Below are 23,024 nucleotides of genomic sequence, written 5' to 3' on the forward strand. Positions count from 1 at the left end.
AAATAACATGCTACTGTCTGTTTATACATATTTTACATAGAGAAGTGAAAGGGGATTAAACCGTGAACAACCGAGAAAGGTTACTCGAGGTGAGACGGTTTTTCGAACGCCACACAGATGATAATCATCCAAAGACGTTAGAAGACTTGCTCGAATATTTATCTACGATCGGAGATACTTCTAAGTTAGCAAAAAAATCAGTGAAAGACGACATCCAAGCATTGACCGATTCGGGGTTCGAGGTGCAGGATGAGCTCGAGAAGAACGGCCTCGCCAAAAAATATTGGCATTCGGCCCGTTTGTTTGAAATCCATGAGCTCCGGATGATGGTCGACGCCATCGTCGCGGCGAAGTTCATCTCGGAGGACGTGACAGAGCGGATCGTCGAAAAACTTCAAAAACTGACGAGTATTCCGGAAGCGGAAACGCTCCAGTCGATCATCAAGACACCGAAGAAGAAACACGGACAGATTCCTTACCATATCGATCGCATCCAGCGCGCGATCCAAGAACAAAAGGCAATCTCGTTCCAATATACGGACGTCGTCGGCTTTGACGCCACGAAGCGAACGTTCCCGCTTCGCCGTGACGGCGAGCGTTATGTCGTCAATCCGATTGACCTGCACTGGAACCATGAGCAATATTATTTGATTGGCATCGATGAGTCGATCGGGGAAATCCGAAACTATCGCGTCGACCGCATCGTCAACTCAGAGATTGTCGAGGATGATACGCCGCGCATGAAACATCATTTGCCGGATGACTACTTCCAAAAGTCGTTCAATATGTACAACGGGCTCGACGAGGAAATCGTCCTTGCCGTCGACGAGCGCGTCCTCCCGGTCATCTTCGACAAGCTCGGCGAAGACGTCTCGATTACTCAAGACGGAGAACGCTTCCTCATCCGCTTCGATGCGGCCGTATCCGACGGGTTCGTCTTCTGGCTCTTGTCGCTCGGCACGCAAGTCGAGGTGCTCGAACCGATCACGCTCCGCGACCATTTGCGCGAGACGATCGAGGCGATGGCCGAACGATATGCGAAGGCGAGCATTCACTGAAACGATTGAAATGAAGGTATGATATACTGCTTGCGACACTTGTAGAAGGGGGACAGGCGGATGTTAGATTGGATGCCATTAATCATTCCGATTGTCGCTGTCATTTTTGTCGCTGTCGTCGCAAGACGCGCCATGAAAATGGACCAAGAGAAATAAGCTAGGACGGACATCCTTCTCGTCATGAGGGGGATGTCTTTTCCGTCCAAAAGGAGGAGACCGGTGGACACCATCACACATACGCTGTTCGGTCTGACGCTCTACGGGGCGGCCGACAAGCGAGAGCTTCAGAAAAACGAAAAACGTGCTTTGTTCGTCACGACGCTCGTCGGGAGCCAAATTCCAGATAGTGACGTCATCTCGCGGTTATGGGACACGGAAGGGATGTATCAGATGTGGCACCGCGGCATCACTCATTCGATTTTCCTCGTCCCGTTGTTCGCGCTACTCATTTACATACTCGTGCGCCTCTTGTTCAAGGTGACCGATATCCGTTACTTCTGGTGGGCGCTCTTGTCCGTGTTCATCCATAACACGGCAGACTTGTTCAACGCCTGGGGGACGGGTTACTTCGAACCGTTATCGGATGTCCGGGTCACGTTCGGTGTCATCCCGATCGTTGATTTCGTCTATTGGGGCATTTTCCTCGTCGCCTGGCTGATCGCACGGCGAACTGACATCAGTCATACGGTGTATCGCTACGCCTGGGCAGTGATCGTCGTGCACGTCTTGATTCAAAGTGCGCAAGGGGCGTACTTGTATCAGTCGTATGCCGCCGATCACGATGAAGTGGCGCTGTCGGCCTCGTTCATCCCGACCCAGTTCACGGTCGTCACAAAGACCGATGAGTCGGTGTCGATTTACAGTGACTCGGTCTATCAAGAACCCGAGGTCCAATACGAGTTGACGAGTGCGGACGATGCCGATTTGAATCCGCTCTTCGCCGAAAATAAAGAAGCGATCACGCTCAAACAGTGGTCCCCGTTCGTTGTCGTCGTCGAGGATGATGAGCGGCTCGGCCTCTACGATCCGCGCTTCTTTGACGGTGAGTCGTCATTCCTTTACGAATACATCGAATTGTAGGTGATTACGATGCGGCGCATCCGTTATTTGTTCATCTTCGGTTACGAACAGGCACTCAGTTGCATCTTCCCGGTCGCCATCTTCGGGGCGCTCGCGTTGACGAAATGGTTCGACTTTCCGATTCCGCGTTACGACGTCCTCCTCATTTGGTGCCTATTCGTCCAAGTCGTGCTCGTCAAGACCGGGCTCGAGACGATGGAAGAAGTGAAGGTCATCAGTTGGTTCCACGTTATCGGGCTCGGCCTCGAGCTGTTCAAAGTCCAGATGGGGTCATGGAGCTATCCCGACGAGGCGTTGACGAAATGGTTCGGCGTCCCGCTCTATGCGGGGTTCATGTATGCGAGCGTCGGCAGCTACGTCGTCCAGTCGTGGCGCCGCCTTGATTTGGAGTTTCTCAAGATGCCTCCACCGCTCATCGCGTTCGGCCTGGGAATCGCCATCTATTTCAACTTCTTTTGGCATCACATTTGGCTCGATTTGCGCTGGGTGTTGATTGGTCTCGTCTTTCTCGTCTTCGGCCGTGCCATCGTCACGTACCGGCTCGACGACCGCCGTTTCACGATGCCCGTCGTCGTCGCCTTCTTTTTGATTGCCTGCTTCATCTGGTTCGCGGAAAATATCGTCACGTTCTACAACGGTTGGGCATATCCGAACCAGTTGAGCGGTTGGGCGCTCGTTGACCTCGGCAAGCTGTCGTCGTGGTTCCTGCTCGTCATCATCAGCATCTTGCTCGTGGCGTGGCAGAAACGAAGACAGGAGCTCTCATGAAAAAACGTGTGCACCCGCTTCGGGTTGCACACGTTTTTTGGTTACGTCGTTCGTTGTTTGGAGCAGGCGACCATATGGACGATGAACACATAGAGCGGGAACGTGAATGTGAGCGCGATAATCAATAGCCCGACGGCCGGACCTGGCCATGCCGCTTCACCAGGGGCGGGGACGATTTGTGTCCAGACATAGGTGAACAGCGCCAAATAAGGGAGCCATAACACGTATAGGGATAGGTTCCATGGTGAAGGTGCGAGTTCCCTGACACGTTTGATGATGAGCCGCGTGAACAAGATGAGTGAAACAAGACCGAACATAGTGATGGCTAGCATATAAGCATCACCCATCAACAAATAAAGCCGTCCGCTGTTGGCGAGCAGTTGAATGTTCACTAATAGCAGGACCGCGAGCAAAATGGAGATAGATTGTAACTTGAGGAAGTGGGCCATATAGGACTCCTTAATCTGATAGGATGATGAAACATTATTCAGTAACGCTCGTATAATATGAAAGAGGTGATCAGGTTGGCACAATTAATTGCGTTTTGGTTTGTCGGATTCATCTGTGTGCTTTCGACATTTGTATATATGTCACAATGGCGGAGCGAGCGCAAATTGATGAAATTGCTGGGAGCCATATTTAGTGTCTTCATAGCTATCGTTTGTTTTATGATTGCCGTACCTGATACATATGATCGCGCGCTTGGCCGTTATGAGACGGAAACTGGGAGTTGCTATGTCGTTGACAATCAGTCGAAACAAGGCGGCGTGACGCTCTGGTTTGAAGAGGAGTCTTACGATTTTCCGGACATACCGGAGGACGTCACATATGGACCGGGCACGTTGTTTGATTGTACCGTCACGTTGACGAAAGTGAATTCGACTGGAGTTGACTATGTGTTGAAGTCCAAAGACGGCGATACGCTCTTTTCAACATACTAAAGTATTCTTCTAATTAGAAGGATACTTTTTTAATGATTTTTCTGCCATTCATCCTCTGAATTCAATTATCATTTGAAATCTACTTTTTCGATAAAGCAATAGGGTGAATGCAATGGATATCGTTGAGTTGTAAAGAACGCCGATTTCCATGTGGAAACTGTCGAAGCAAATGACTATTTAAATTTCTGAAATTTTCGGAATATTGTTTTTATTCATAAATGATTATGATAAAATCATAACAGTGTAAATGGGGAAATTTTACTTTGGGATGAAGGATATGCTTTATTTTGGATTCTATAGTTTATGGTCTATAAGCAAGCTCGAAACGGTTATAAGAATGTATTTGTTTTTTGAAAGGGGGAGAACTTAATGAACTTGATTGCTCAAAAATCGGCTCAGTTTTTCATCACCATTTTTGTATTGATTGCAATCAGTGCTTTGCCGTCGCTCGTCGTGCAACTCGAGTTCGTGCCATCGAATTACTGGTACGGGATTCAACAACAATTCAGTCAGTTGGCGAAACTCGATGAGATTACATACTTCAACGTCACAGCGCAACGAGAGTTACCGTTATTGCCAGATCTCGGTCCGCTCATGAAAGAGACGCTTATTATCTTTACGACATCACTTGTTGTCTCAGTTGTGTTCGCCCTTATGTACGCCTATTTCTTTTATCGGAGCGGGAAGCGTGTGCGCACGGTGCTCCAACAAACGAGCCAGACGCTCGAGATGATTCCAGATTTATTTTGGCTCATTTTTTCACAATATCTTGCGATCACGATTCATAAGACGACCGGATTTGATCGAATTGAAGTCGCTGGCGGATTTGCCGAATACATACGTTTTCTACCGATTTTGACGTTGACGCTAACCATTCTATTCTTCTTCCTAAAATGGTTGACGAAACATATCCTCGAGGAGGAAGCGACACCGTTTCTCGAGTTGGCGCGGGCCAAAGGCGTCCGGCCGGCAGGGTTGTTCTGGAAACACTTGCTTCCGAATTTGGTGTATCGCTTCTATCTCTTTTTCCGCTCGAATTTGATCACGGTGCTATCGAGTCTCCTGATCATCGAATATTTGTTCAACGTACAAGGGATTTTCCGTTTTGTCGTCTATAATCCTGTGATGCCAATCCTACTCGTGATCTTGCTGGTCGTCTATATCCCGATCTTCATATTGGATTTACTGGCGGAGTGGCTTATCCCGAAATCATGGAAAGGGGAGATTTGATGCGTCGTACGCTGCTACGTGACCCAGTTTTCTTAATCGTCTTTACGATTTTGATGGGCTTGCTATTGTTAAGCATCGGAAATACGATTTTTCGAGATGGTCAAGTCGATCAATTCCTGAACCGTTACTCCGATGAGGGACGGTTGATTGGCATTCCACCGCTCGAACCGTCCAAAGATCAGTGGCTCGGAACCGACCGCGCTGGGAATGATTTGTTTCAAATGATGATCGAAGGGTTCAAATGGACGGTCGGTATTTGTGCGACCGTGGCGCTCGGACGGATGGCGCTTGGATTAGTAGTCGGGATTCCGCTCGCCTTTCGCGGGGCCCGGTTGAACCGAATTTTCAAAATGCTGTTAGATGGGTTTTTGATTCTACCGATTTCCCTTCTTGCCATGATGATGCTGTTTTCGTCCCTGTTGTTCGCAGACTCGACGATGGTGCCACCGCTAGTTGATCGCGTGACACTTCAATTGACGGTCTTCGTGTTGCTCGGTCTACCTGCCGTCACGCTGTACCTGATTACAGAAATCCGGCAGTTGCTCCAACAAGAGTTTATGATTGTCGCCGAGACGTTAGGCGGCAGCGTCTGGCATCGAGTGAGGCGACACCTGTGGCCGCACCTCGTCCCGACGATGGTGATCGTCTTCATGCAACAGTTTGTGCAAACATTGATGTTACTCATTCATCTGTCCTTGTTCGGCGTCTTTTTCGGAGGGACCATTTACTTATTCGAAGGTGTGATGCCGACACTGTTTGAATGGTCGTCGATGTTCGGCTATTATTTCAAGCAGTTCACGGCGACGACCTGGATGACGAGTCACATGTTCCTCGTCCCTGCGATTGGATTGTCGATGCTCGTCTTCCTCAGTAACTTGCTGACGAGTCGCCTCGAGCGGGCGTTTCGGTTACGGCGACAAGAAGCGGTCATCACGGAAAAGACGATGTCTCAAGCCGAGGCAGCGGCCGCGTCGCTCGCGGAGCCGTTCACACTTGTGCATGCGGATGGCTCATTTCAAAAGATGAATCAAACATGAATCCAAAGAGAACGGATGACATCACACTCTGATGCCATCCGCTTTCTTATAGTATTTGATTGTCGTAAAAGTAAGGAGGTAAGGGTGGTGAACACGAAGTCAATTATGCTCGTTTTTGTCTCGGTGTACTTGTTAATGAGTCTCCCTGCAATGTTAGGAATCGGTTATGTGATTGATTGGATTCCGGAAGCCACGTTATTGCAAAAGCTGAAGGGATATGTGATTGATGGTTTTACTCACAACTCTCTTTTTAAAATTGTGTTCTCAGCCATCGCGAGTGGGATTTTTACTTTCTTTTCATCAAGATGGTCAGCCAGTCATAGTGATTGAATTCGCTCAATATTATGAGAAACCCATGATAAATTAATCTTCAGATTGTGATTTGACTCGATTAATCCATGCATCAAGCTTGTTATAATCGATTTCTCCTGAATATCAGCGCTTCCTGTACGATTTATTCAAGGTGTATCTACTTCGTGTCAGTCGTCAATCACATCTTCTCCGGCTTGCCGCAGGTTCTCAAGTGAGTCGCGCATATGCGCGATCACATCGTCAAGGTGGCGTTCCCACGCCCCGAGTTCGGCTACGACTTTGAGCGGGGCGCTCGACCGGTACGACCGGGTCGGGTTGCCGGGGAAGCGCTTGTCCGTCAAATTCGGGTCGTTCTCGAAGTCACCCGTCGGTTCGACGAGATAGATGCGCTCACGCGCATTTCCGCTCGCCAGTTCGGCTCCCCATTTGGCGGCGTCGAGAGTGGCCGTGAAATAGATGTAGTTCGACTGCTTGTCTTGATAGTTCGAGCGTCGCTTCGGTTCAAGCAAGTCCCCAAGTTTCAGTTCGGCTTTCGTTCCGTGGAAAAACGGCCCGGGGTCGAGCGGTTTCATGTCATCGGTCATGCTTTATCTCTCCTTCAGTCAGGCTGTCTTCAAAGTATAGTGGATGGATTTAGGAGAACACAGTCTGTTTTTGGTTCGAGAATCGCGATATAATAAAGACGGGAAGAGCGTTCGGCTCTTCCTTTTTTGTTACATAGAATTCAAAGCTGTTTTCGGAACGAATAGCTCGTGATGGCGTAGTCCATCTTGTCTTTATAAAAGCGATGCGCCTCGGTCCGGGCCAGTCCGGACTCGAGGGCGACATATTTGGCACCACTGTCGCGTGCGTATTTATGGACGAAGTGAAGCAACATCTCGCCATATCCCTTCGAGCGATGGTTCACGCACGTCACGAGGTCGTAAATGAAGACGTGTTTCTCGAGATATAGATTGACGCGGAGCTCGATCCCCGCAAGCGAGACGATGGCATCGTCGGCGTATAACGCATATAGTTCATACCCTTGTGGTCGCATGGCGGCGACGAGCTCGCGATAGGCGTCGAGCGTCAGGTCGGTGCGCAGTTGGTTCATGACTGGGAACGATTCATCGAGTTCGTGTGGCGACTCGATTGGTTTGATGGAATAGATGGTCGATGGAATGGGAATCATGCCTCCTTGTGGGGATGTTGTATGTAGATTTCGCTTTCGTAAGTCAGGATTCCTTTCCTTACTTATAAACGGACAGAAGGGACAGATATATCGTGAAACATGCGTTAGTGATCGGCGGGAGCGGGATGCTGGCGGGGACGGTCCTTTGGTTGGAAGAGGTTGGCTATCACGTGTCCATCATCGGGCGGGATGCCGAGAAAATGAGCCGATTGACCGAACAAGCACCCGACCGACTGTCTGCCGTATTGGTCGACTATCGGGACGACTTGCGTCTCAAGGAAGCGCTGCGAAGTTCGATTGCGGATCACGGAGATTTCGACTTGGTCGTTGCCTGGGTTCATTCGGACGCAGCTGACGCCTTAACGTGTGTGTTGTCAGCACTACGAGGGGGAACGGACGTGTTCCATGTTCTCGGTAGTCGCGCCAACTCGAGCGGTGTGAGAAACGGGCTGACGATCACTGAAGACGTCCGTTATCACCAAGTGCAACTCGATTTTCAAGTCGTGAAGGGGGAACGCCGCTGGTTGACGAATGAAGAGATTGCCGGAGGCGTGATTGAGGCGATTCAAGAGAAGAAAACTCATTATGTAGTAGGCTTTGCAACGAAGTGAGGATATTGATTCTAAAAAAATAAATGTGAGAAAGGTGTGCTGTATATATGAAGATTCTGATTGGCCAACCCAAAATGGAGCAACACCTAGAGCAATTCATTCAAGACATCAACGCGAACCCTACAATCGACTTGATTCTGTATCCAGAGGGCTATTGTCAGGTCACGCATCTGGACAAGGTCAAGGAGCTCGCGAAGCGATTCCAGACAGCGGTCGTGATGGGCTATCGGAACGAGCAGAACGTGGACCGGGCCCTCATCATCGACAAGCGTGGGGAGACACTGTTGGACCGTGGCAAGACACCGGAGGCGATGCCGCTGTTCATGCCGTCAACCGTCGTTGACGACGGTCTCCGATACGGATATGTGCTCTGTCGAGAAATCTTCATGGGGCTGGAAGGACTTAAATCGGAAGAACCCATCCAAATCATCTTTAATCCGATCGGAGTCGGCATGTTCAGCGAAGAGCAATACGCGGACTGGTCTGGTGAAGCGAAGAAAATCGCGATGCAACAACGCTCAATCATTCTCGGGACGAGCCATGCCGATGGGTCGTATCGAAACTGTGGCCATTCAATCCCGATCGCGTATTGCTTTGATGAGACGGGCGAGGCGATATTGCTCTCGAAAAACGATATCCGAACTCGAATAGTCGATACGGTTTTAAAGACGATCGAAGTGCTAGATTCGCCTGTCGAAACGGTTCAAAGAGTATGATGAGTTGATTTGAGCACACAAAAAAACCTTGAATGCACACTTCTATCAAGTGTGGATCATTCAAGGTTTTTTTCATCGGATGTATTTTAACTAGTGAACGAAATTTTCGCATTGATTTCATCAACGACCGCTTTTCCATTTTCTCGATTCACATCATAAAACGTATGTTCATGCGTCAACGACATGTGTTCACCGCTTTGGAGTTCGTACTGTTCGAGTAACGGGCGAATCCGGTCATGTACGACGCGGGCGGCCTCAGGGGACGTGTGAGGATAGATGATGGCGAACGTGTCTAGGGCGACGCGGTACTTATGATCCGTTCGTCTCGTGGCCAGATGGAGCTCGTCGCTGAAGTAGTTCAAGAACCATTCATACTCGGTCCGTCCAAACCGTCCCTCGAACCGTCTCAGCTCATGGATTTGAATGAACGAGACCGTGAAGGCGTCACCGTGGCGAATGAGACGATCTCGTTCTGCATTCAAGTCCATTCGAAACCGTTCGGCGTTATCGAGCCACGTCTCAGGATCGACGGCTACGAGCTGTCTGGCCTCGAGCCGTGACAGTTGGGCGTGCTTCACGAGTTGATGAACGAGACCAGACAGAATGGACATGACGAGAAGCAGAATCGTAAAACTGATGCCTCTGGCGTTAAAAAACTGAACGTTTCCTGCTTCGTAAATGGACGCGAACCATCGGAAATAGATGAATAAAAAGAGGAGGAGCGTGACGGACAGAGTCAGCCCAGCTCGCATCCCGAAGATGAGAGAAGAGAGTATGATGGTGGGTAAAATCAAGTAGCCGAGAAGACCGGTGTTACTTTCAGACAAAAGGACGGTATAAGCCATCGTACCGACAATCATACAAGCGATGAGACCGAACAAATAAATCGATTCATTTGTCCATTGCTTCATGTTCACCCCTCCGTCTGTCTTGAATCGGCTCACGATGAGCCACCTCTTCAATTACCCGCTATATATGCGGAATAACCAATCAAAGATGTCCGTCACCTTCATTATAAAACATTAAACTGGAACGACGAGATCGTTTTTCGAATCGGAGCGAGTGCGTTCTTCGGGATTAAGTAAACGACACCACCGACACAGATGCCGGTGGTGTCGTCAGTTATGTAGCAAGGGTGGTCTGGCCATCGTGAATCAACGTGCCGATTGATTCGCCCGAACAGATACGCTTCATCGCGCCCGTCTCTTCAAAGTCGAACACATGGACCGGGAGCTGATTGTCCCGCGCGAGCAGCAGTGCCGATTGATCCATCACCTTCAAGTCGTGGCGCAACACATCGTTATAGTGGAGCGACGTATATTGTCTTGCCGTGCTCGAACGATTCGGGTCGTCCGTATAGACGCCGGAGATTCCGTTCTTGGCGACGAACAGGGCGTCGCAGTGCATCTCGACCGCGCGTTGAACCGCCGGATAATCGGTCGAGACGAACGGCTGACCGTTACCGCCTGCGAAGATGAGGACGTACCCTTTATTCAGATGGGTGAGTGCCTTCAGTCGGATGTACGGCTCGGCCATACTTGGAATCGGCATGGCCGTCATGACCCGAACTTCGCGGTCGGTCTTGCTTTTCAGCACACCGCGTAGCATCAAGCTGTTGATGACGGTGCCGAGCGTGCCGATGTTGTCGGCCTCGACGCGATCGATGCCCCATGCGTCGGCCATGTTGCCTCGGAAGATGTTCCCTCCGCCGATCATCAGGGAGACGTTGATGCCCATGTCGATCAATGACAGGATTTCAGCCGCAATTTGATCGAGATTGTATGCATCGAAATTTGAGTTGTCCTCGCCGGCGATGGCCGCTCCGCTTAATTTGATGAGCACGTTTTGATAATTGTTCAACGCTACACTCCCTTTCGGATTCCAAATCTCCAAAATTATATAGGTTTTCTAATTAATTAGCAATGGTTTTAATAGGCCAATTGTAAATGAAAGGGGACCAATGGACCGTGACATTTTTGAAATGGACTGAATCTTACTTGATACTTTGGAGGATGTAGAACATTTGTAGTTGGAAGAGGTCGAGCTCATTCTCGAAACTTATGAGATGGTTTAGAAAGTCATCTATCAAATAGGTGTCGAGACTCATTAAGTTTTTTGATTATACAAGTAGCCAATCGTGAAGGCCTTCACGATTGGCTACTTGTTATATCCTAAAGCTTCATGACACCTTTTCTTCAACGACGACCGCCTCATACAGTCCTCGTTTCGAACGTTCTAGCACGACCCGAACCGTGACCAAGCCGACGAGTAAGAAGGTGAGCGAGAAGGCGACATACGTCGAGCGAATCCCGACATATTCAGCGAGGAGACCGATGCCGAACGTCAACCCGATAATCAAGACGGACTCCGCTACGTTGATCACCCCGGAGAAGCGGCCCATCAGGTCGGTCGGGACATTGTTTTGATAGAACGACAAGAAGCCGGTGTTCGCGAACGACAAGGCGAACGTGAGCAGGAAGAATCCGACCGCTGCGACCACGAATGACTCGGAGAAGGCGAAGACGAGATAGCCGACAGGTGTTAGGATGGCACCGAAACTGATTAGGAACGGTAACGTCAGCCGGGCACTGAACGTCGCGTTGATGATGGAACCAGCGATAATCCCGGCTCCGGCAACACTGACGAGAAAACCGTAGCGACTCTCAGAAAAGTTGAGCACTTGCGTCGCGAACGACGCCTCGAGCGAGTCGAGCCCCGACATGAAAATCGTCATGACGCAGAATAGGCCATAGACGAGTGTCACGTAACGCATGGTCGATGCGAATCGGACGACCGTTTTCCAATCATCGAGAATCATGCGCAGGTTGAACACTTCGACTTCGTCGCGGGCCGTGAACAACTTCGGTAGTAGGGAGAGGATTCCGACAGACACGAGCAACGCCAGCGCGTTCAATTGTATCGCGAGCGCGGGTGTACCGATCATGAACAACAATCCCGCGATGGCCGGGCCTAAGATGAATCCGGCCGATTGGACGAAATTTTTCATGGCGTTGAACCGTTGACGGTCACCGCTTGGGACGAGCTTGGTCATGTAGACGAGGGAGGCCGATTCGAAGACGGAACTCGCGATGTTCAATAGAAACACGAGCAAGTAGATGAGCGCGAGTGAGTCGATGAAAGCGAGACTGAAGACGACGACGGCGCGGAGCGCATCAAGCCACATCATCAAGCGGCGTGTATCGGTACGGTCGATGACCGAGCCTGACCAAACGTTCGCGCATAGTGCCGCGAGCGGGACCAGAATGTAGAGGACCGAGACGGTGAACGGCGATTGCGTCATCTCGAGAACAATCAAGTTGAGGGCGATGAAATACACCCAGGCGCCGAGGTTCGAGATGCCGACGCCAGTTAGTAAGAGTAAAGTGTGTTTCCAAGTATTCATCGCAATCGTCCCCGTTCAAAGTAGATTTTGAACAGTATGTCACAAAAATGATTGATATACCAGATAAATCCAATCCACTTCAATTTTTTATGAATTTGATTATCCGGCTTGCTCGCTTTCCATAGATTGGACAAAGAGGCTGCGATATACTTTTTGACAGAGCCAGATGGCTCTAGAAATGATTGTTGCAAGCCGAGCAGGTGACTTAACGCGCTGTACCAGCGAAGTAGACTGTGATGGCCTTAGGCACATCCTCGAGCGGTCCTGTCAATTGGACGACATGATTTAGATGATAGAACGTGCTCGTCGTCTCGACATCGTCGAAGCGATTCGTGGCGTCATGGACGAACACGGGAACACCAGCACCGAGGGCAATCCCGAGCTCGATATGGCTGCTGTTGCCGGCCGGCAGTAAAATGATGACGAAGTCCGAAGCCTTGATCGTCTCGAACTCACTCGTGCCGATGGCTCGCAAGTTTTCAAGTGTCGTGGCACGGTCGTTCGTCGTCCAGTCATATGTATGCGCGTGACCTTGCGAGAGTAGGCGATCACGCAGCGCTCTCACTCGTTCGATGTTGGCAAAGCTTGAGCCGATATAGAAGTTCATATGAGTCCTCCTAGCATATGTCATGTCGAGTGATTCATGTTGATGGCAATAACTTACCACAAGATATACAGGGAAATGAGTCCAAGCATCAAGAGTATGCCGATACCAACGAAAATGGACTTGGATCGATGCCATCCTCGATATTTGGAAAGATGCACTGTTAATCCGATTGAAGAGGTTATCAACAATATCATCGTTCCAAGTATCCACACGAATCCTGGCCCAATCCAATTCGGGGAGAACAAAACGTAAACGATGGATATGAAAAGGCTCGTGCCGCTAATCATCACCGCTTGAAAACGACGCGTCACATGACTTCCGTTCATTGTTTGACTCGATCGAATCGTGTCACCGCTACTTCATGAACGATAAGCAACAAAATCGCGATGAAAAAGATGAGCAATGCGACGTATTCCGGATTGACGTTCAGGAAGTAATTGAGCCCGAACAGTGGCGTCACGAATATGATATAGAGCGGATACTGAATCGCAAACAAGGCGTCCAACACCACGATGTCATACATATATGTTTCGAAGCTATTTAATGTGAAGACAGTGACACTTGCGAACAAAATAGCCATGATGAACAGTTTGGCGGCACGGTTTCGAAGTAAACACGTCCCAAGCATGCAAACGAGCAGTAAGCCGGATGCGAAAGCATGAATTGGGTGAATCTCTGCATCAGGAAACATGAAGGATGGAATCAGGTTCACGATGAACGCGAGTATATAGACCGATGACAAGATGACAAGGCATTTCTTTGAATTAGCCATTTCTGAACCCCTTTCTTGATGAGGGTTATATTTACATTTACTTACAAGTGTAATTTTACACTAAAGGGATAGTGTGTCAAGATGAACAGGTGGAGTTAGACCAAAAAAGAAAGGTGGAACAACAATGACAAAAGAGGAATTGAAAGCACTATTGCCGATAGAAGAGGTCGAAATCAAACTCGAAGATGTGGAAGGATTGCCGCGCTTCGCATTCGTTAACGAGCGTGAACGTTTCGAGGAAGTACAGGAGGAGTATCAGGACGACGAGGAGCCATGGCCGGACGGGCTTTATATCATCGGGTATGAGGACTTTTTAGGGGACCCAATTTGTGTGAACATCGAGTCGAATCACGCCATCATCGTCAGTCATGAGACGTTCGAAGTGGATGAGATGTTGTCGACTTCCGTCAAGGATTGGTTACGGTAAGGTGGGCGAGCCATTGTTTGAGCAACAAGTCATCATTTCATCCTTAGGTGAGGAGGAAATGAAGCGTCAGATGTTCACGATAGTCGGTGCTTCAAAAAAAGCAACGCTGTTAACGAGGGCCGACGCTGCACAACTTCGTGCTTTACAAGAAACCGATTTGCGGTTCATCCGCGTTGGTTACGACAGCGTTGGGAGTTGGTTAGCGATCGATTTAGGCAATGGGGAGCTATTTTTTTGTAACGACGAATACAGACCGAGTGATGTGATTCGCACACCGATTGAAACGGTTATGAACTGGGCCCCGACGACAGAGCGACTATTGCTCTTGACGCAACGTTTAAAGCGCGGAGAGTTGTCTGAACAAGAACTTCCTCGAAAACGTTATACCCCGACGTTCGAAGAGATGATCAAATGGGTTTTGTATGTGAAGGAGGGCTTAGTGACGCGGGAAGACGTATCCGATTGGGCCGGACGTGTGCTTCAGCAGTCAGATGACGACCTCATTGTGGGCATGACGACTGATTCACTTGTCTGGTTAAACGGGATCGATTTACCCGACGGAGACAGCGGTTACTTACATGATGAATCGGATCTGGATGAATGGGTCTTGCAACTTGAAAGGAAGATTGATGAGCTTTAGTAAGTTGGAGTCGTAAAAAACGTCCAAACCACACACATCATATGAATCGTCGCAAGTGTATAAAGGACAGCGAGTAAACCGAATAGGCGCGGGTTGTCACGATTCTTGAAATAGCGAATCGTGTATTCTGAAATGATTGCGCTAGTGAGTGGAATCACGGAGAACATCATGAGGAAGGGCAAATACATGAAAGTCTCGAGGTCGATGAGCGCAACGATGAAATGGTCTTGATCGATCAGGACAGTCTCTATATACAAATACTGACGAATGAGGATATAAATCCATGCCACAAACGATAAAATGCCTAGCAGATGAATGCGCAAATTACATTCTCCTTCTTGTTATAAATTGGATATTGATTGAAATGATTAGGCTCATCAGCATAAAGTGTGGTTGACGCATAAAATCCATCAGATTTTGAATTGAACATAGAAAAAAAGCGAAAACCCCGGTATCGTAATTGTTGCCTAGACAAACCACGATTGGAGTTTTCGCTTTGTCCCAACAGTTTATCAAATTACTTCTTCCACTTCCAGACCTTTTTCAGATCCAGATGTCTTCAGACGAAGAACCGAACGTTTTCCCGGTCATCCCGGATCGACACGACATCCCTTGCCCGCTTTGCCAGAGAAAGACAGTCCTGCATTCGAAAAGGCGACGTCGCTTCCGACACGGTCACGCATGGAACGTCGGTATACTCTGGATTGAGCTGGATGTCCCACGTCAAAGATGCTTCTCTTGTGATTTGACGTTCGTGTATGACTACGGTCTCGGGCTCGTCCGCACCTCCACCGAGGTGTTCCGGAAAGGCATCGCAGAACGTTGCCACGGTAGGACGATCTCAGATGTAGCGCGTGAATAGGGATTACCTTACACGACGGTGGAACGATGGTTTTATCGGTACGCCTCAGTAGAGACAGAGAAGCTCGGCAGCTTCGTCTCGCCGAGACGGCTGACGCCCTCCCACAGATTTTGAGAGAGGCCGAAATGGCCTCCTGGACGTATATCGAATTTCTAAGTGCCATCACGAACCATGAACGCGCCAAACGAGACGCTAAAAGTTTGGAGAGACGAATGAAGTGGGCCCGATTCCCGTTCATCAAACCCCTCTCGGAGTTCAATTTGGAGGAACAGACCGCACTAACCGCCCGACAGCTGAAGCAGTTGAAACAGCTCAACTGGCTCGAACAACAGTACAACCTAATCCTCTTGGGCCCTCCGGGCGTTGGAAAGACGTTTTTGGCTGTGGGGCTAGGGATCGAGGCGGTCAACCACGGGTTCAAGGTATACTTCGTCACGATGGGCGAGCTCGTCCAACTGTTAAAAAGTGAAGAGTTTTCAAGCAAGTCGAAGATCCAGTTAAAAAGGTTGCGAGATTCGGATTTGGTCATCATCGATGACTTGATGTACATGGCGATGGACCAACGAGAAGCCAATCTCTTCTTCCATCTTGTCAATCACCTTTATGAGCGCAGCTCGATCATCCTGACCTCGAACAAAAGCCCCGATCAATGGGGCGAATTGATCGGGGACCAGGGCATCACGACTGCGATACTGGACCGCTTACTCCATCGCGTCGAAATCATACATAGTGATGACGACAGTCATCGGATGAGGAACCGGAAATCATTGTTTTCGGCAGAAGTGTAAAAGGCAAACGAGCAAAAAGTGTCAAATTCAACTTGACGTCTACAGTGCCCTACTATGTATTTCAGAAAAGAGCTTTCCAGTTGGCTGGAAAGCTCTTTTCGTTACTCTTTTACGCGCATCAGCCGCAAGCTGTTGAGTGCAACCAGAAGGGTAGCGCCCATATCCGACATGATGGCGATCCACAGGGTCAGCCAACCCGGAATGACCAATAGCAGCGCAATCACTTTGATGCCGATGGCGAACGTAATGTTCGCTTTGATGATATTCAGGGATTTCCGGCTCAATTTCACCGTGAATGGCAGCTTGCTCAAATCGTCGCCCATCAAAGCGACATCCGCCGTTTCCAAAGCGGTATCCGTTCCGGCTCCGCCCATGGCAATCCCGACCGTAGAAGCGGCGAGTGCCGGCGCGTCGTTCACGCCGTCTCCAATCATCGCCACCTTGCCGTACTCGGCCCGTAAGCGTTTGATGACATTCAATTTGTCCTCCGGCATCAGCTCGGCCTGGATTTCGGTGACGCCGACCTCTCGGCCGATGGCCTGACCGGTCGCTTTGTTGTCACCCGTCAGCATGATCGTCTTCTTGATGCCCATGTCGTGCAGCTTCTGGATGACTTCCTTGCTGGAGTCCCGGACTTCATCGGCCACGGCGATGACCGCCAGGATGTTTTGTTCCGTTCCGATGATCATGGCCGTCTTGCCCTGATTTTGAAGAGCTGTGACATTTTGTTCCAAGTTCTTATCCGCACTTGCGGCGCCCAGCTCGTTGAAGAGGATCGGGCTGCCGATATAGTACGTGGTTCCTTCGACGGTTCCTTTAATCCCTTTGCCGGTAATGGATGAGAAGTCCTCGACCAAGACCGAAGAATAAGAAATATTTTCTGCATCCGCTTTTTTCATGATGGCCGAAGCAAGGGGATGCTGTGAGCGGTACTCCAGTGCTGTGACGATAGAAAGCAGCTCTTTTTCACTGATTCCCTTGTTCAGCACTTCAAAGTCCGTGACAACCGGAACCCCTTTGGTCAAGGTGCCGGTCTTGTCAAACGCGATGGCTTTCAGCGCGCCCATTTCTTCCAAATACACGCCGCCTTTTACCAAAACGCCTTTTTTCGCTGCGTTCCCGATAGCAGATACAATCGAAATCGGAGTCGAAATGACCAAAGCACACGGGCATCCTACGACTAGCACAGCCAATCCTTGGTAGACCCAGGTTTCCCAGCTGGCATCAAACAGAAGGGGAGGAACGATGGCTACAAGCGCAGCAACGACCATGATAATCGGTGTATAATATTTGGCAAATTTATCGACAAACGCCTGCGAAGGAGCCCGTTCGCCTTGTGCTTCCTCAACCAGGTGGATGATTTTCGCAATGGTTGTGTCTTCAACCAACTTCGTGACTTTGACTTCGAGCAAGCCTTCTTCATTCAGCGTGCCCGCGAAGACGTCATCGTTCACCGTTTTGGCGACCGGCACGGATTCCCCGGTGATCGCCGCCTGATTGACCGCCGAATACCCGTTGGTCACCGTGCCGTCCATCGCAATCTTCTGTCCCGGTCTGACAATCATGGTGTCGCCCACCACAATGTCGTCTACCGAAATTAACTGTTCTTGGCCATTCCGCCGGACCAGTGCCTCTTTCGGAGCGATGTCCATCAACGAACGGATGGATTGTCTCGCCCGGTCCATGGAATAGCGTTCCAGTGCTTCACTGATCGCAAAGAGGATGACCACGATGGCCGCTTCCGCCCATTCCCCGATAAAGGCTGCCCCGATGACCGCAACGGTCATGAGGGTCTTCATGTCGAAATCCAGGCGAATCAGGTTCTGGAAGCCGACTTTGAAGAGCGAGTACCCGCCAATGACAATCGCCGCCACAAACAGGAGCGACGTCATCAGGTTGTCTTCGCCATTGACGAACTGGGAAATGTAGCCGAACACGATCAAGAGGGTGGAGTAGAGCAAGGTGCTGTGCTTTTGGTAGAACGGCACTTTCTTCTCTGTTCGAGCTGGCGCTGTTTCGGTTCCGGTATTCGTGATAGCTGGACGTCCTGTAATTTCAGGCGCCACCTTCAAGTTTTCAAACGCACCGGCTTTCTCCAATTCGTCGATGGTCGCTGCCCCGTAAACGGAAATTTTTGAAGCCCCGAAGTTCACTTTGGCATCCTGGACACCGGGGATCTGCTTGACGTTGTTCTCAAACTTCCCGGCGCAGTTCGCGCATGTAAAGCCTTCGACCCGGAAGACATTTTTGTCTTCGACGGTCACTTCAGGAGCCGCCTGGCGTTTCGGTTTTTCCGGTGCGACCTTCAAATTCTCGAAAGCGCCGGCTTTTTCCAGTTCCTCGACCGTCGCCTCGCCGTAGACCGCAATTTTCGAAGCCCCAAAGTTCACTTTGGCATCCTGGACACCGGGAATCTGTTTGACGTTCTTCTCGAATTTCCCGGCGCAATTCGCACACGAAAAGCCCTCAACCCGGTAGACCGTTTTGTCTTCTGTTTCCTTCGTTTTTTCAACCAACGGAAACAACCTCCTTCTGATGGATGAAGGCCACTTGCACCAAGTGTTTCACATGCGCGTCATCCAGTGAGTAGTAGACCAACTTGCCTTCCTTGCTGTATTTCGCCAGCCCCATATTATTCAGTAGTCGCAGGTGGTAGGAGGCGGTTGCGGTAGATGAACCGATGATATTCGCAACGTCACACACACACAGTTTGTCCTCCAGCGATAAGGCGTAGGCGATCTTGATACGCGTATCGTCCGACAACGCCTTGAAGATCTTCGCCACTTCCAATGGATTTTGTTCAGACAGTTGCTGCTGGACTCTTTCCACCTTTTCTTCATCTACACAGACCACATCACAAATCTCTTTTGCCATTTTCATTCACTCCTTTTTCTCACTTCTGTTTACTCATTCGTTTTTTCAAGTAAGTGATTTTCTTCTATATAAAACAAAGAGTGCAAAGAATGACTTCAACTCACCAATCCCCAAAGGAATCGGAAAGTCCCATTCTCCGCCATAATCAAGATGCCGAGCCCGATGAAGACAGTCGGCACAATCCACCGTTCCCAATTTTCTATCGTTTCAGAAATCGTTTTAACGGCTGCCAACCGGTAACTGAGGTAACACAAGACGGCGACCAGGATGGCAAAGACAACCAGCATCACCACAGTTTCACTTGGATTCAAGGTTGAAAAGTAGGGTATGTAGACGCCAATGTTGTCGCCGCCAGCCGCCAGGGTAATGACTGTAATGGTGACAAACAAGCGATTGGGGTTTCCGGAAGACAAACGGGACAGGAGATTCTCTTCGTCGTCCTCGTCTTCTTCTCGCTTCCAGACCCGGATGCCCAGGTAAATCGGAATGAGCCCTAGCAAGCCCACCCAGTGGGACGGCACAAGCGTCAGGCTGTACGCAGCCAACAGGCTGACGCCCACCAAGATGGCTGTTCCTAGGTATTGTCCGATGACAATGGATTTTAACTGGCCTTTTTTCATCGTTTGTGAAAACAGGATCAGCAAAATAATGACGTAATCAATGCTGGTCGCCACATAAGCGGCAACCGCGGTAAAAATCGTGGTTAACAGCACCCTCATCTCCTTTACGGATATCCTAGTGTGAAGTGATACCCTCTGATAGTTATAAATTCAAACAAACGTTTGATTAATGCAAGTGTACAAAGATTTCGCTAGATTGTCAATTATATATTCAAATGATTGTTTTAATGTTTGGGCATGCTTGTTAGATTGAACAGGGAGCGACAAGTGGCAAGGCAAATTGAAATTTAGTATGGCCAATGCCTGCATGTCTTGTTAAGCATTCTATCTTTAGAAGAGCTGAAAATGGTATAGAAGAACAATGTGGAGTAGTTGATTGATAAATCATGATAGGAAAGAGGGATAATATGGATAAAAACAATAAGAAGAAACAGTCCGGAATGAAGTTCGCAGTTCTCCTGACACTATTGGCGGTTGGCATTTTAGCAGCAATCGTCGTGCTCACAAACCAGCAATCTGCTTCACCCGTGGAAACAGGAGAAGTAGATATTACGGGCCAGCCAACGCTTGGTGAAAGTGATGCACCGGTCACGGTCGTGGAATTCGGGGATTTCAAATGCCCGTCCTGTAAAGCTTGGGGAGAAATGGTATATCCGCAGCTGGTGGCGGACTATGTCGAGACGGGGGATGTGAAGTTCTCCTACATCAATGTCCTGTTCCATGGCAATGAATCGATGATCGGCTCTTTGGCGTCGGAAGCAGTCTATGAACAAAGTCCGAACGATTACTGGGATTTCCACAAAGCTCTATTTGCGGAACAGCCGGCAGTTGAAAATCACGATGCCCCTTGGCTGACACAGGAAAAAACGGTGGAAGTGGCTTCCCAATTCCCGGCCATTGACCTGGAACAGCTGAAGGAAGACATGGAAAAGCAAACGGCCATGGACAAAGTCAAAACAGATGAAGCGTTGGTGGAAGAACACGGGGTAGCGATGACACCAACGATCGTGGTCAATGGACAGACGCTGGAAGATCCGTTTGATTACGATGCCATCAAAGCATTGATCGATGAAGCGTTAGCGGAGGAAAACTAATGAACGAAACCCATAAAGTATCGGATAAAAGGGGCTTCTTGCTGTACGGAGCTTGGTTCGTCTCGTTGATTGCAACGCTCGGCAGCCTGTACTTCAGTGAAATCAAGGGGTTTATCCCGTGTGACCTGTGCTGGTTTCAGCGGATTTTCATGTATCCGCTTGTGTTGATTTTAGGGATCGCGACGTTCCAGAACGATTGGAAGGTTGTCCGCTATGCCCTGCCCTTATCAGTTATCGGGGGAAGCATCTCGGTCCTGCATTACATGGAACAAAAGATTCCGGGGTTCGGTGGTCTCCGGCCATGTGTAAGCAGCGTTCCCTGTAGCGCAGAGTATATCAATTGGTTTGGGTTCATCACCATCCCCTTCCTCGCATTTATCGCTTTCCTCTTAATCAGTGTGGCGATGGTAATTCTAGTAATGAAGAATAGAGCGAACTGACGGATCGCCCCTAACAATCTATCACGGACTGTCATTTTTACAGAAAGCGGCGATAGGGCAGTTAAGGAACTATACACGTCAATCATCTAAAAGGAGACTGTTCTATGGCTGAAGTAAGTTTATTGCTGGCGTTCGGCGCCGGATTGTTATCGTTCCTCTCGCCTTGCGCGCTTCCACTGTACCCGGCTTTTTTGTCCTACATCACTGGTGTTTCGGTCAATGAGCTGAAAACCGGAAAAGGGGCGATGAAAAAGAGCGCGTTGATCCATACGGTGCTTTTTTTGGTCGGGTTTTCCATCATCTTTCTGGCGCTCGGGTTGTCCACTTCGTTCATCGGCTCTTTCTTTTTTGAGAACGCCGACCTGCTGCGCCAGCTGGGTGCCATCTTGATGGTGTTTTTCGGCTTGGTGCTGACCGGTGTCCTGAAATTCGACTTCCTGCTTTCGGATAAGAAAGTCCATTTTCAAAAACGGCCATCGGGCTATACCGGCTCCGTGGTAATTGGGCTGGGCTTCGCCGCCGGATGGACGCCGTGTACCGGCCCCATCCTGGCCGCGGTGATAGCGATGGGGATCGCCGATCCGAGCCGCGGGCTCTTGTATATGCTGTTTTACGTCCTCGGCTTTGCCATTCCGTTCCTCTTGATGTCGTTCTTCATCGAGAAGATGACTTTCCTAAAGAAACGGAGTGCGCAGTTCATGTCGATCGGCGGAGGCTTGATGGTCATCATGGGTCTCATGTTGTATTTCGATATGATGACGGACGTCATCGCTTACCTGTCGCAGTTCACGGGTGGGTTCACTGGATTTTAATAGACCGGACTTATAATATTTAGAAAGGCGTGACGCTATATGACTGCGAAAAAGAATAAAAAGAAGAACCGTTTGATAATGAGGACAAGCATTTTGCTTGTCCTGGCAGGGGCTATAATCTTTACCATCTACAACGGATTAACAAAAGAGAAAAACGAATTGCTGCAAGTTGGAGATTGGGCACCCGATTTTGCTTTGACGGATTTGAATGGGGAACGGCATCAGCTGTCTGAGTACAAAGGGCAGGGGGTGTTCGTGAACTTTTGGGGTACTTGGTGCAAACCGTGCGAAAAAGAGTTCCCGCTGATGGAAAAGCAGTACCAAGTATACAAGGACCAAGGTGTAGAGATACTCGCTGTCAATATTGCGCAATCCGATTTTGAAGTGAGACAATTTGCTGAACAGCGAAATTTAACGTTCCCGATTGTTATCGATAAGGACAAAAGTGTTATGGAAGCCTATAATATTCGTCCATTGCCCACTACATTGTTGGTCAATCAAGAGGGGAAAATCGAGAAAATCATTACGGGTGAAATGTCCGAAGAGGATATTGCGAGTTATATGGAACAGATCAAACCGAGCTGATACAACTGAGTTCCCCAGAATAGTGCGAGCCACGTATTTTGAAAATTGATGCAAGGAAAAAACGAGAAAAAGACATTTCTTTAAAGTTGACTAAACCACAAGAAAAGCAATGTCAGGTGTAGAAAATTTATAAATAAAAATCAGGCAAAGATCCTCCACCGGACCGATTGGAAGGA

At 49.2% G+C, this 23,024-nt stretch carries 28 protein-coding genes; 16 read left to right on the plus strand and 12 right to left on the minus strand.

Annotated features, from left to right (window positions below; all coding sequences use genetic code 11):
• The first annotated feature begins 62 nt into the window (after nucleotides 1-62).
• From KNP64_RS03375 to KNP64_RS03385, 3 genes are all read left to right on the plus strand, one after another.
• Nucleotides 63-1,058, plus strand: a complete 996-nt coding sequence (locus tag KNP64_RS03375; protein WP_034777546.1) for a helix-turn-helix transcriptional regulator — start codon at nucleotides 63-65, stop codon at nucleotides 1,056-1,058.
• A gap of 219 nt (nucleotides 1,059-1,277) precedes the next feature.
• Complete coding sequence (locus KNP64_RS03380) at nucleotides 1,278-2,138, plus strand: metal-dependent hydrolase (RefSeq protein ID WP_214791365.1); 861 nt, start codon at nucleotides 1,278-1,280, stop codon at nucleotides 2,136-2,138.
• Nucleotides 2,139-2,147: 9 nt separating this feature from the next.
• Entirely contained in the window at nucleotides 2,148-2,906 is a 759-nt protein-coding gene (locus KNP64_RS03385) for a DUF817 domain-containing protein (protein ID WP_138859450.1), read from the plus strand.
• Between the two features lie 41 nt (nucleotides 2,907-2,947).
• On the opposite strand, the gene KNP64_RS03390 is transcribed toward KNP64_RS03385, so the two are convergent.
• Nucleotides 2,948-3,355, minus strand: a complete 408-nt coding sequence (locus tag KNP64_RS03390) for a hypothetical protein (protein WP_214791363.1) — start codon at nucleotides 3,353-3,355, stop codon at nucleotides 2,948-2,950.
• Between the two features lie 75 nt (nucleotides 3,356-3,430).
• Here KNP64_RS03390 and KNP64_RS03395 point away from each other — a divergent pair, with 75 nt between their 5' ends.
• From KNP64_RS03395 to KNP64_RS03410, 4 genes are all read left to right on the plus strand, one after another.
• Complete coding sequence (locus KNP64_RS03395) at nucleotides 3,431-3,847, plus strand: hypothetical protein (protein ID WP_214791361.1); 417 nt, start codon at nucleotides 3,431-3,433, stop codon at nucleotides 3,845-3,847.
• A 369-nt stretch (nucleotides 3,848-4,216) separates the two neighbouring features.
• Nucleotides 4,217-5,077 carry an ABC transporter permease subunit gene (locus KNP64_RS03400; RefSeq protein WP_034777554.1) on the plus strand — a complete coding sequence of 287 codons (861 nt, stop codon included), beginning with the start codon at nucleotides 4,217-4,219 and terminating at the stop codon, nucleotides 5,075-5,077.
• The gene (locus tag KNP64_RS03405; protein ID WP_214791359.1) at nucleotides 5,077-6,114 is read left to right on the plus strand and encodes an ABC transporter permease; all 1,038 of its coding nucleotides are present in this window, start codon (nucleotides 5,077-5,079) and stop codon (nucleotides 6,112-6,114) included. Before KNP64_RS03400 ends, KNP64_RS03405 begins: the two co-directional genes overlap by 1 nt.
• Nucleotides 6,115-6,201: 87 nt before the next feature.
• Nucleotides 6,202-6,444 carry a hypothetical protein gene (locus KNP64_RS03410; protein ID WP_214791357.1) on the plus strand — a complete coding sequence of 81 codons (243 nt, stop codon included), beginning with the start codon at nucleotides 6,202-6,204 and terminating at the stop codon, nucleotides 6,442-6,444.
• Nucleotides 6,445-6,593: 149 nt separating this feature from the next.
• Here the strand turns inward: KNP64_RS03410 and arr are convergent, their stop codons facing one another.
• Nucleotides 6,594-7,010: an NAD(+)--rifampin ADP-ribosyltransferase gene (gene arr, locus KNP64_RS03415; protein ID WP_214791349.1), complete on the minus strand. Its 417-nt coding sequence runs from the start codon at nucleotides 7,008-7,010 to the stop codon at nucleotides 6,594-6,596.
• Nucleotides 7,011-7,150: 140 nt separating this feature from the next.
• Nucleotides 7,151-7,597 (minus strand): GNAT family N-acetyltransferase, encoded by a 447-nt coding sequence (locus tag KNP64_RS03420; protein WP_251126256.1) that lies wholly within the window; start codon nucleotides 7,595-7,597, stop codon nucleotides 7,151-7,153.
• A 92-nt stretch (nucleotides 7,598-7,689) separates the two neighbouring features.
• Between KNP64_RS03420 and KNP64_RS03425 the strand changes: the two genes are divergently transcribed.
• Nucleotides 7,690-8,208, plus strand: a complete 519-nt coding sequence (locus tag KNP64_RS03425; RefSeq protein WP_214791347.1) for a Rossmann-fold NAD(P)-binding domain-containing protein — start codon at nucleotides 7,690-7,692, stop codon at nucleotides 8,206-8,208.
• Nucleotides 8,209-8,255: 47 nt separating this feature from the next.
• Nucleotides 8,256-8,924, plus strand: coding sequence for a hypothetical protein (locus tag KNP64_RS03430; RefSeq protein WP_138859447.1), 669 nt, complete (start codon nucleotides 8,256-8,258; stop codon nucleotides 8,922-8,924).
• 86 nt (nucleotides 8,925-9,010) lie between these two features.
• Here the strand turns inward: KNP64_RS03430 and KNP64_RS03435 are convergent, their stop codons facing one another.
• The 5 genes from KNP64_RS03435 to KNP64_RS03455 form a co-directional block, all read right to left on the minus strand.
• Entirely contained in the window at nucleotides 9,011-9,835 is an 825-nt protein-coding gene (locus tag KNP64_RS03435) for a GGDEF domain-containing protein (protein WP_214791345.1), read from the minus strand.
• A 211-nt stretch (nucleotides 9,836-10,046) separates the two neighbouring features.
• Entirely contained in the window at nucleotides 10,047-10,784 is a 738-nt protein-coding gene (gene pyrH, locus KNP64_RS03440; protein ID WP_138859445.1) for a UMP kinase, read from the minus strand.
• A gap of 319 nt (nucleotides 10,785-11,103) precedes the next feature.
• Nucleotides 11,104-12,327 carry an MFS transporter gene (locus KNP64_RS03445; RefSeq protein ID WP_214791343.1) on the minus strand — a complete coding sequence of 408 codons (1,224 nt, stop codon included), beginning with the start codon at nucleotides 12,325-12,327 and terminating at the stop codon, nucleotides 11,104-11,106.
• A 205-nt stretch (nucleotides 12,328-12,532) separates the two neighbouring features.
• Nucleotides 12,533-12,934 (minus strand): group-specific protein, encoded by a 402-nt coding sequence (locus KNP64_RS03450; RefSeq protein ID WP_214710154.1) that lies wholly within the window; start codon nucleotides 12,932-12,934, stop codon nucleotides 12,533-12,535.
• Nucleotides 12,935-13,256: 322 nt separating this feature from the next.
• Nucleotides 13,257-13,706, minus strand: a complete 450-nt coding sequence (locus KNP64_RS03455) for a hypothetical protein (RefSeq protein ID WP_214710156.1) — start codon at nucleotides 13,704-13,706, stop codon at nucleotides 13,257-13,259.
• A gap of 124 nt (nucleotides 13,707-13,830) precedes the next feature.
• Between KNP64_RS03455 and KNP64_RS03460 the strand changes: the two genes are divergently transcribed.
• Nucleotides 13,831-14,133: a hypothetical protein gene (locus KNP64_RS03460; protein ID WP_214710158.1), complete on the plus strand. Its 303-nt coding sequence runs from the start codon at nucleotides 13,831-13,833 to the stop codon at nucleotides 14,131-14,133.
• A gap of 13 nt (nucleotides 14,134-14,146) precedes the next feature.
• On the plus strand, nucleotides 14,147-14,773 hold the full coding sequence (locus tag KNP64_RS03465) for a hypothetical protein (RefSeq protein ID WP_214711054.1): 627 nt from the start codon (nucleotides 14,147-14,149) through the stop codon (nucleotides 14,771-14,773).
• Here KNP64_RS03465 and KNP64_RS03470 read toward each other — a convergent pair.
• Nucleotides 14,770-15,096, minus strand: a complete 327-nt coding sequence (locus KNP64_RS03470) for a hypothetical protein (RefSeq protein ID WP_214710163.1) — start codon at nucleotides 15,094-15,096, stop codon at nucleotides 14,770-14,772. The genes KNP64_RS03465 and KNP64_RS03470 overlap by 4 nt on opposite strands.
• Before the next feature lie 565 nt (nucleotides 15,097-15,661).
• Between KNP64_RS03470 and istB the strand changes: the two genes are divergently transcribed.
• On the plus strand, nucleotides 15,662-16,423 hold the full coding sequence (istB, locus tag KNP64_RS03475) for an IS21-like element helper ATPase IstB (protein WP_034782046.1): 762 nt from the start codon (nucleotides 15,662-15,664) through the stop codon (nucleotides 16,421-16,423).
• A gap of 101 nt (nucleotides 16,424-16,524) precedes the next feature.
• Here istB and KNP64_RS03480 read toward each other — a convergent pair whose 3' ends face one another.
• From KNP64_RS03480 to KNP64_RS03490, 3 genes are all read right to left on the minus strand, one after another.
• Nucleotides 16,525-18,939, minus strand: coding sequence for a heavy metal translocating P-type ATPase (locus KNP64_RS03480; RefSeq protein ID WP_214710165.1), 2,415 nt, complete (start codon nucleotides 18,937-18,939; stop codon nucleotides 16,525-16,527).
• The gene (locus KNP64_RS03485; protein ID WP_029595499.1) at nucleotides 18,932-19,297 is read right to left on the minus strand and encodes an ArsR/SmtB family transcription factor; all 366 of its coding nucleotides are present in this window, start codon (nucleotides 19,295-19,297) and stop codon (nucleotides 18,932-18,934) included. Before KNP64_RS03485 ends, KNP64_RS03480 begins: the two co-directional genes overlap by 8 nt.
• A gap of 95 nt (nucleotides 19,298-19,392) precedes the next feature.
• Complete coding sequence (locus KNP64_RS03490; RefSeq protein WP_214710171.1) at nucleotides 19,393-20,007, minus strand: CadD family cadmium resistance transporter; 615 nt, start codon at nucleotides 20,005-20,007, stop codon at nucleotides 19,393-19,395.
• A 317-nt stretch (nucleotides 20,008-20,324) separates the two neighbouring features.
• On the opposite strand from KNP64_RS03490, the gene KNP64_RS03495 reads away from it, so the two are divergent.
• The 4 genes from KNP64_RS03495 to resA all read left to right on the plus strand — a co-directional run bounded on the left by KNP64_RS03495 (nucleotide 20,325) and on the right by resA (nucleotide 22,848).
• On the plus strand, nucleotides 20,325-21,011 hold the full coding sequence (locus KNP64_RS03495) for a DsbA family protein (protein ID WP_128124347.1): 687 nt from the start codon (nucleotides 20,325-20,327) through the stop codon (nucleotides 21,009-21,011).
• Nucleotides 21,011-21,451, plus strand: coding sequence for a disulfide oxidoreductase (locus KNP64_RS03500; RefSeq protein ID WP_114167382.1), 441 nt, complete (start codon nucleotides 21,011-21,013; stop codon nucleotides 21,449-21,451). Before KNP64_RS03495 ends, KNP64_RS03500 begins: the two co-directional genes overlap by 1 nt.
• Nucleotides 21,452-21,555: 104 nt before the next feature.
• Nucleotides 21,556-22,263, plus strand: coding sequence for a cytochrome c biogenesis CcdA family protein (locus KNP64_RS03505; protein ID WP_114167383.1), 708 nt, complete (start codon nucleotides 21,556-21,558; stop codon nucleotides 22,261-22,263).
• A 39-nt stretch (nucleotides 22,264-22,302) separates the two neighbouring features.
• Complete coding sequence (resA, locus tag KNP64_RS03510) at nucleotides 22,303-22,848, plus strand: thiol-disulfide oxidoreductase ResA (RefSeq protein WP_214710167.1); 546 nt, start codon at nucleotides 22,303-22,305, stop codon at nucleotides 22,846-22,848.
• Nucleotides 22,849-23,024: the final 176 nt, after the last annotated feature.

Origin of the sequence: Exiguobacterium sp. s64 (assembly GCF_018618035.1) — a bacterium.
Classification (GTDB): domain Bacteria; phylum Bacillota; class Bacilli; order Exiguobacteriales; family Exiguobacteriaceae; genus Exiguobacterium; species Exiguobacterium mexicanum_A.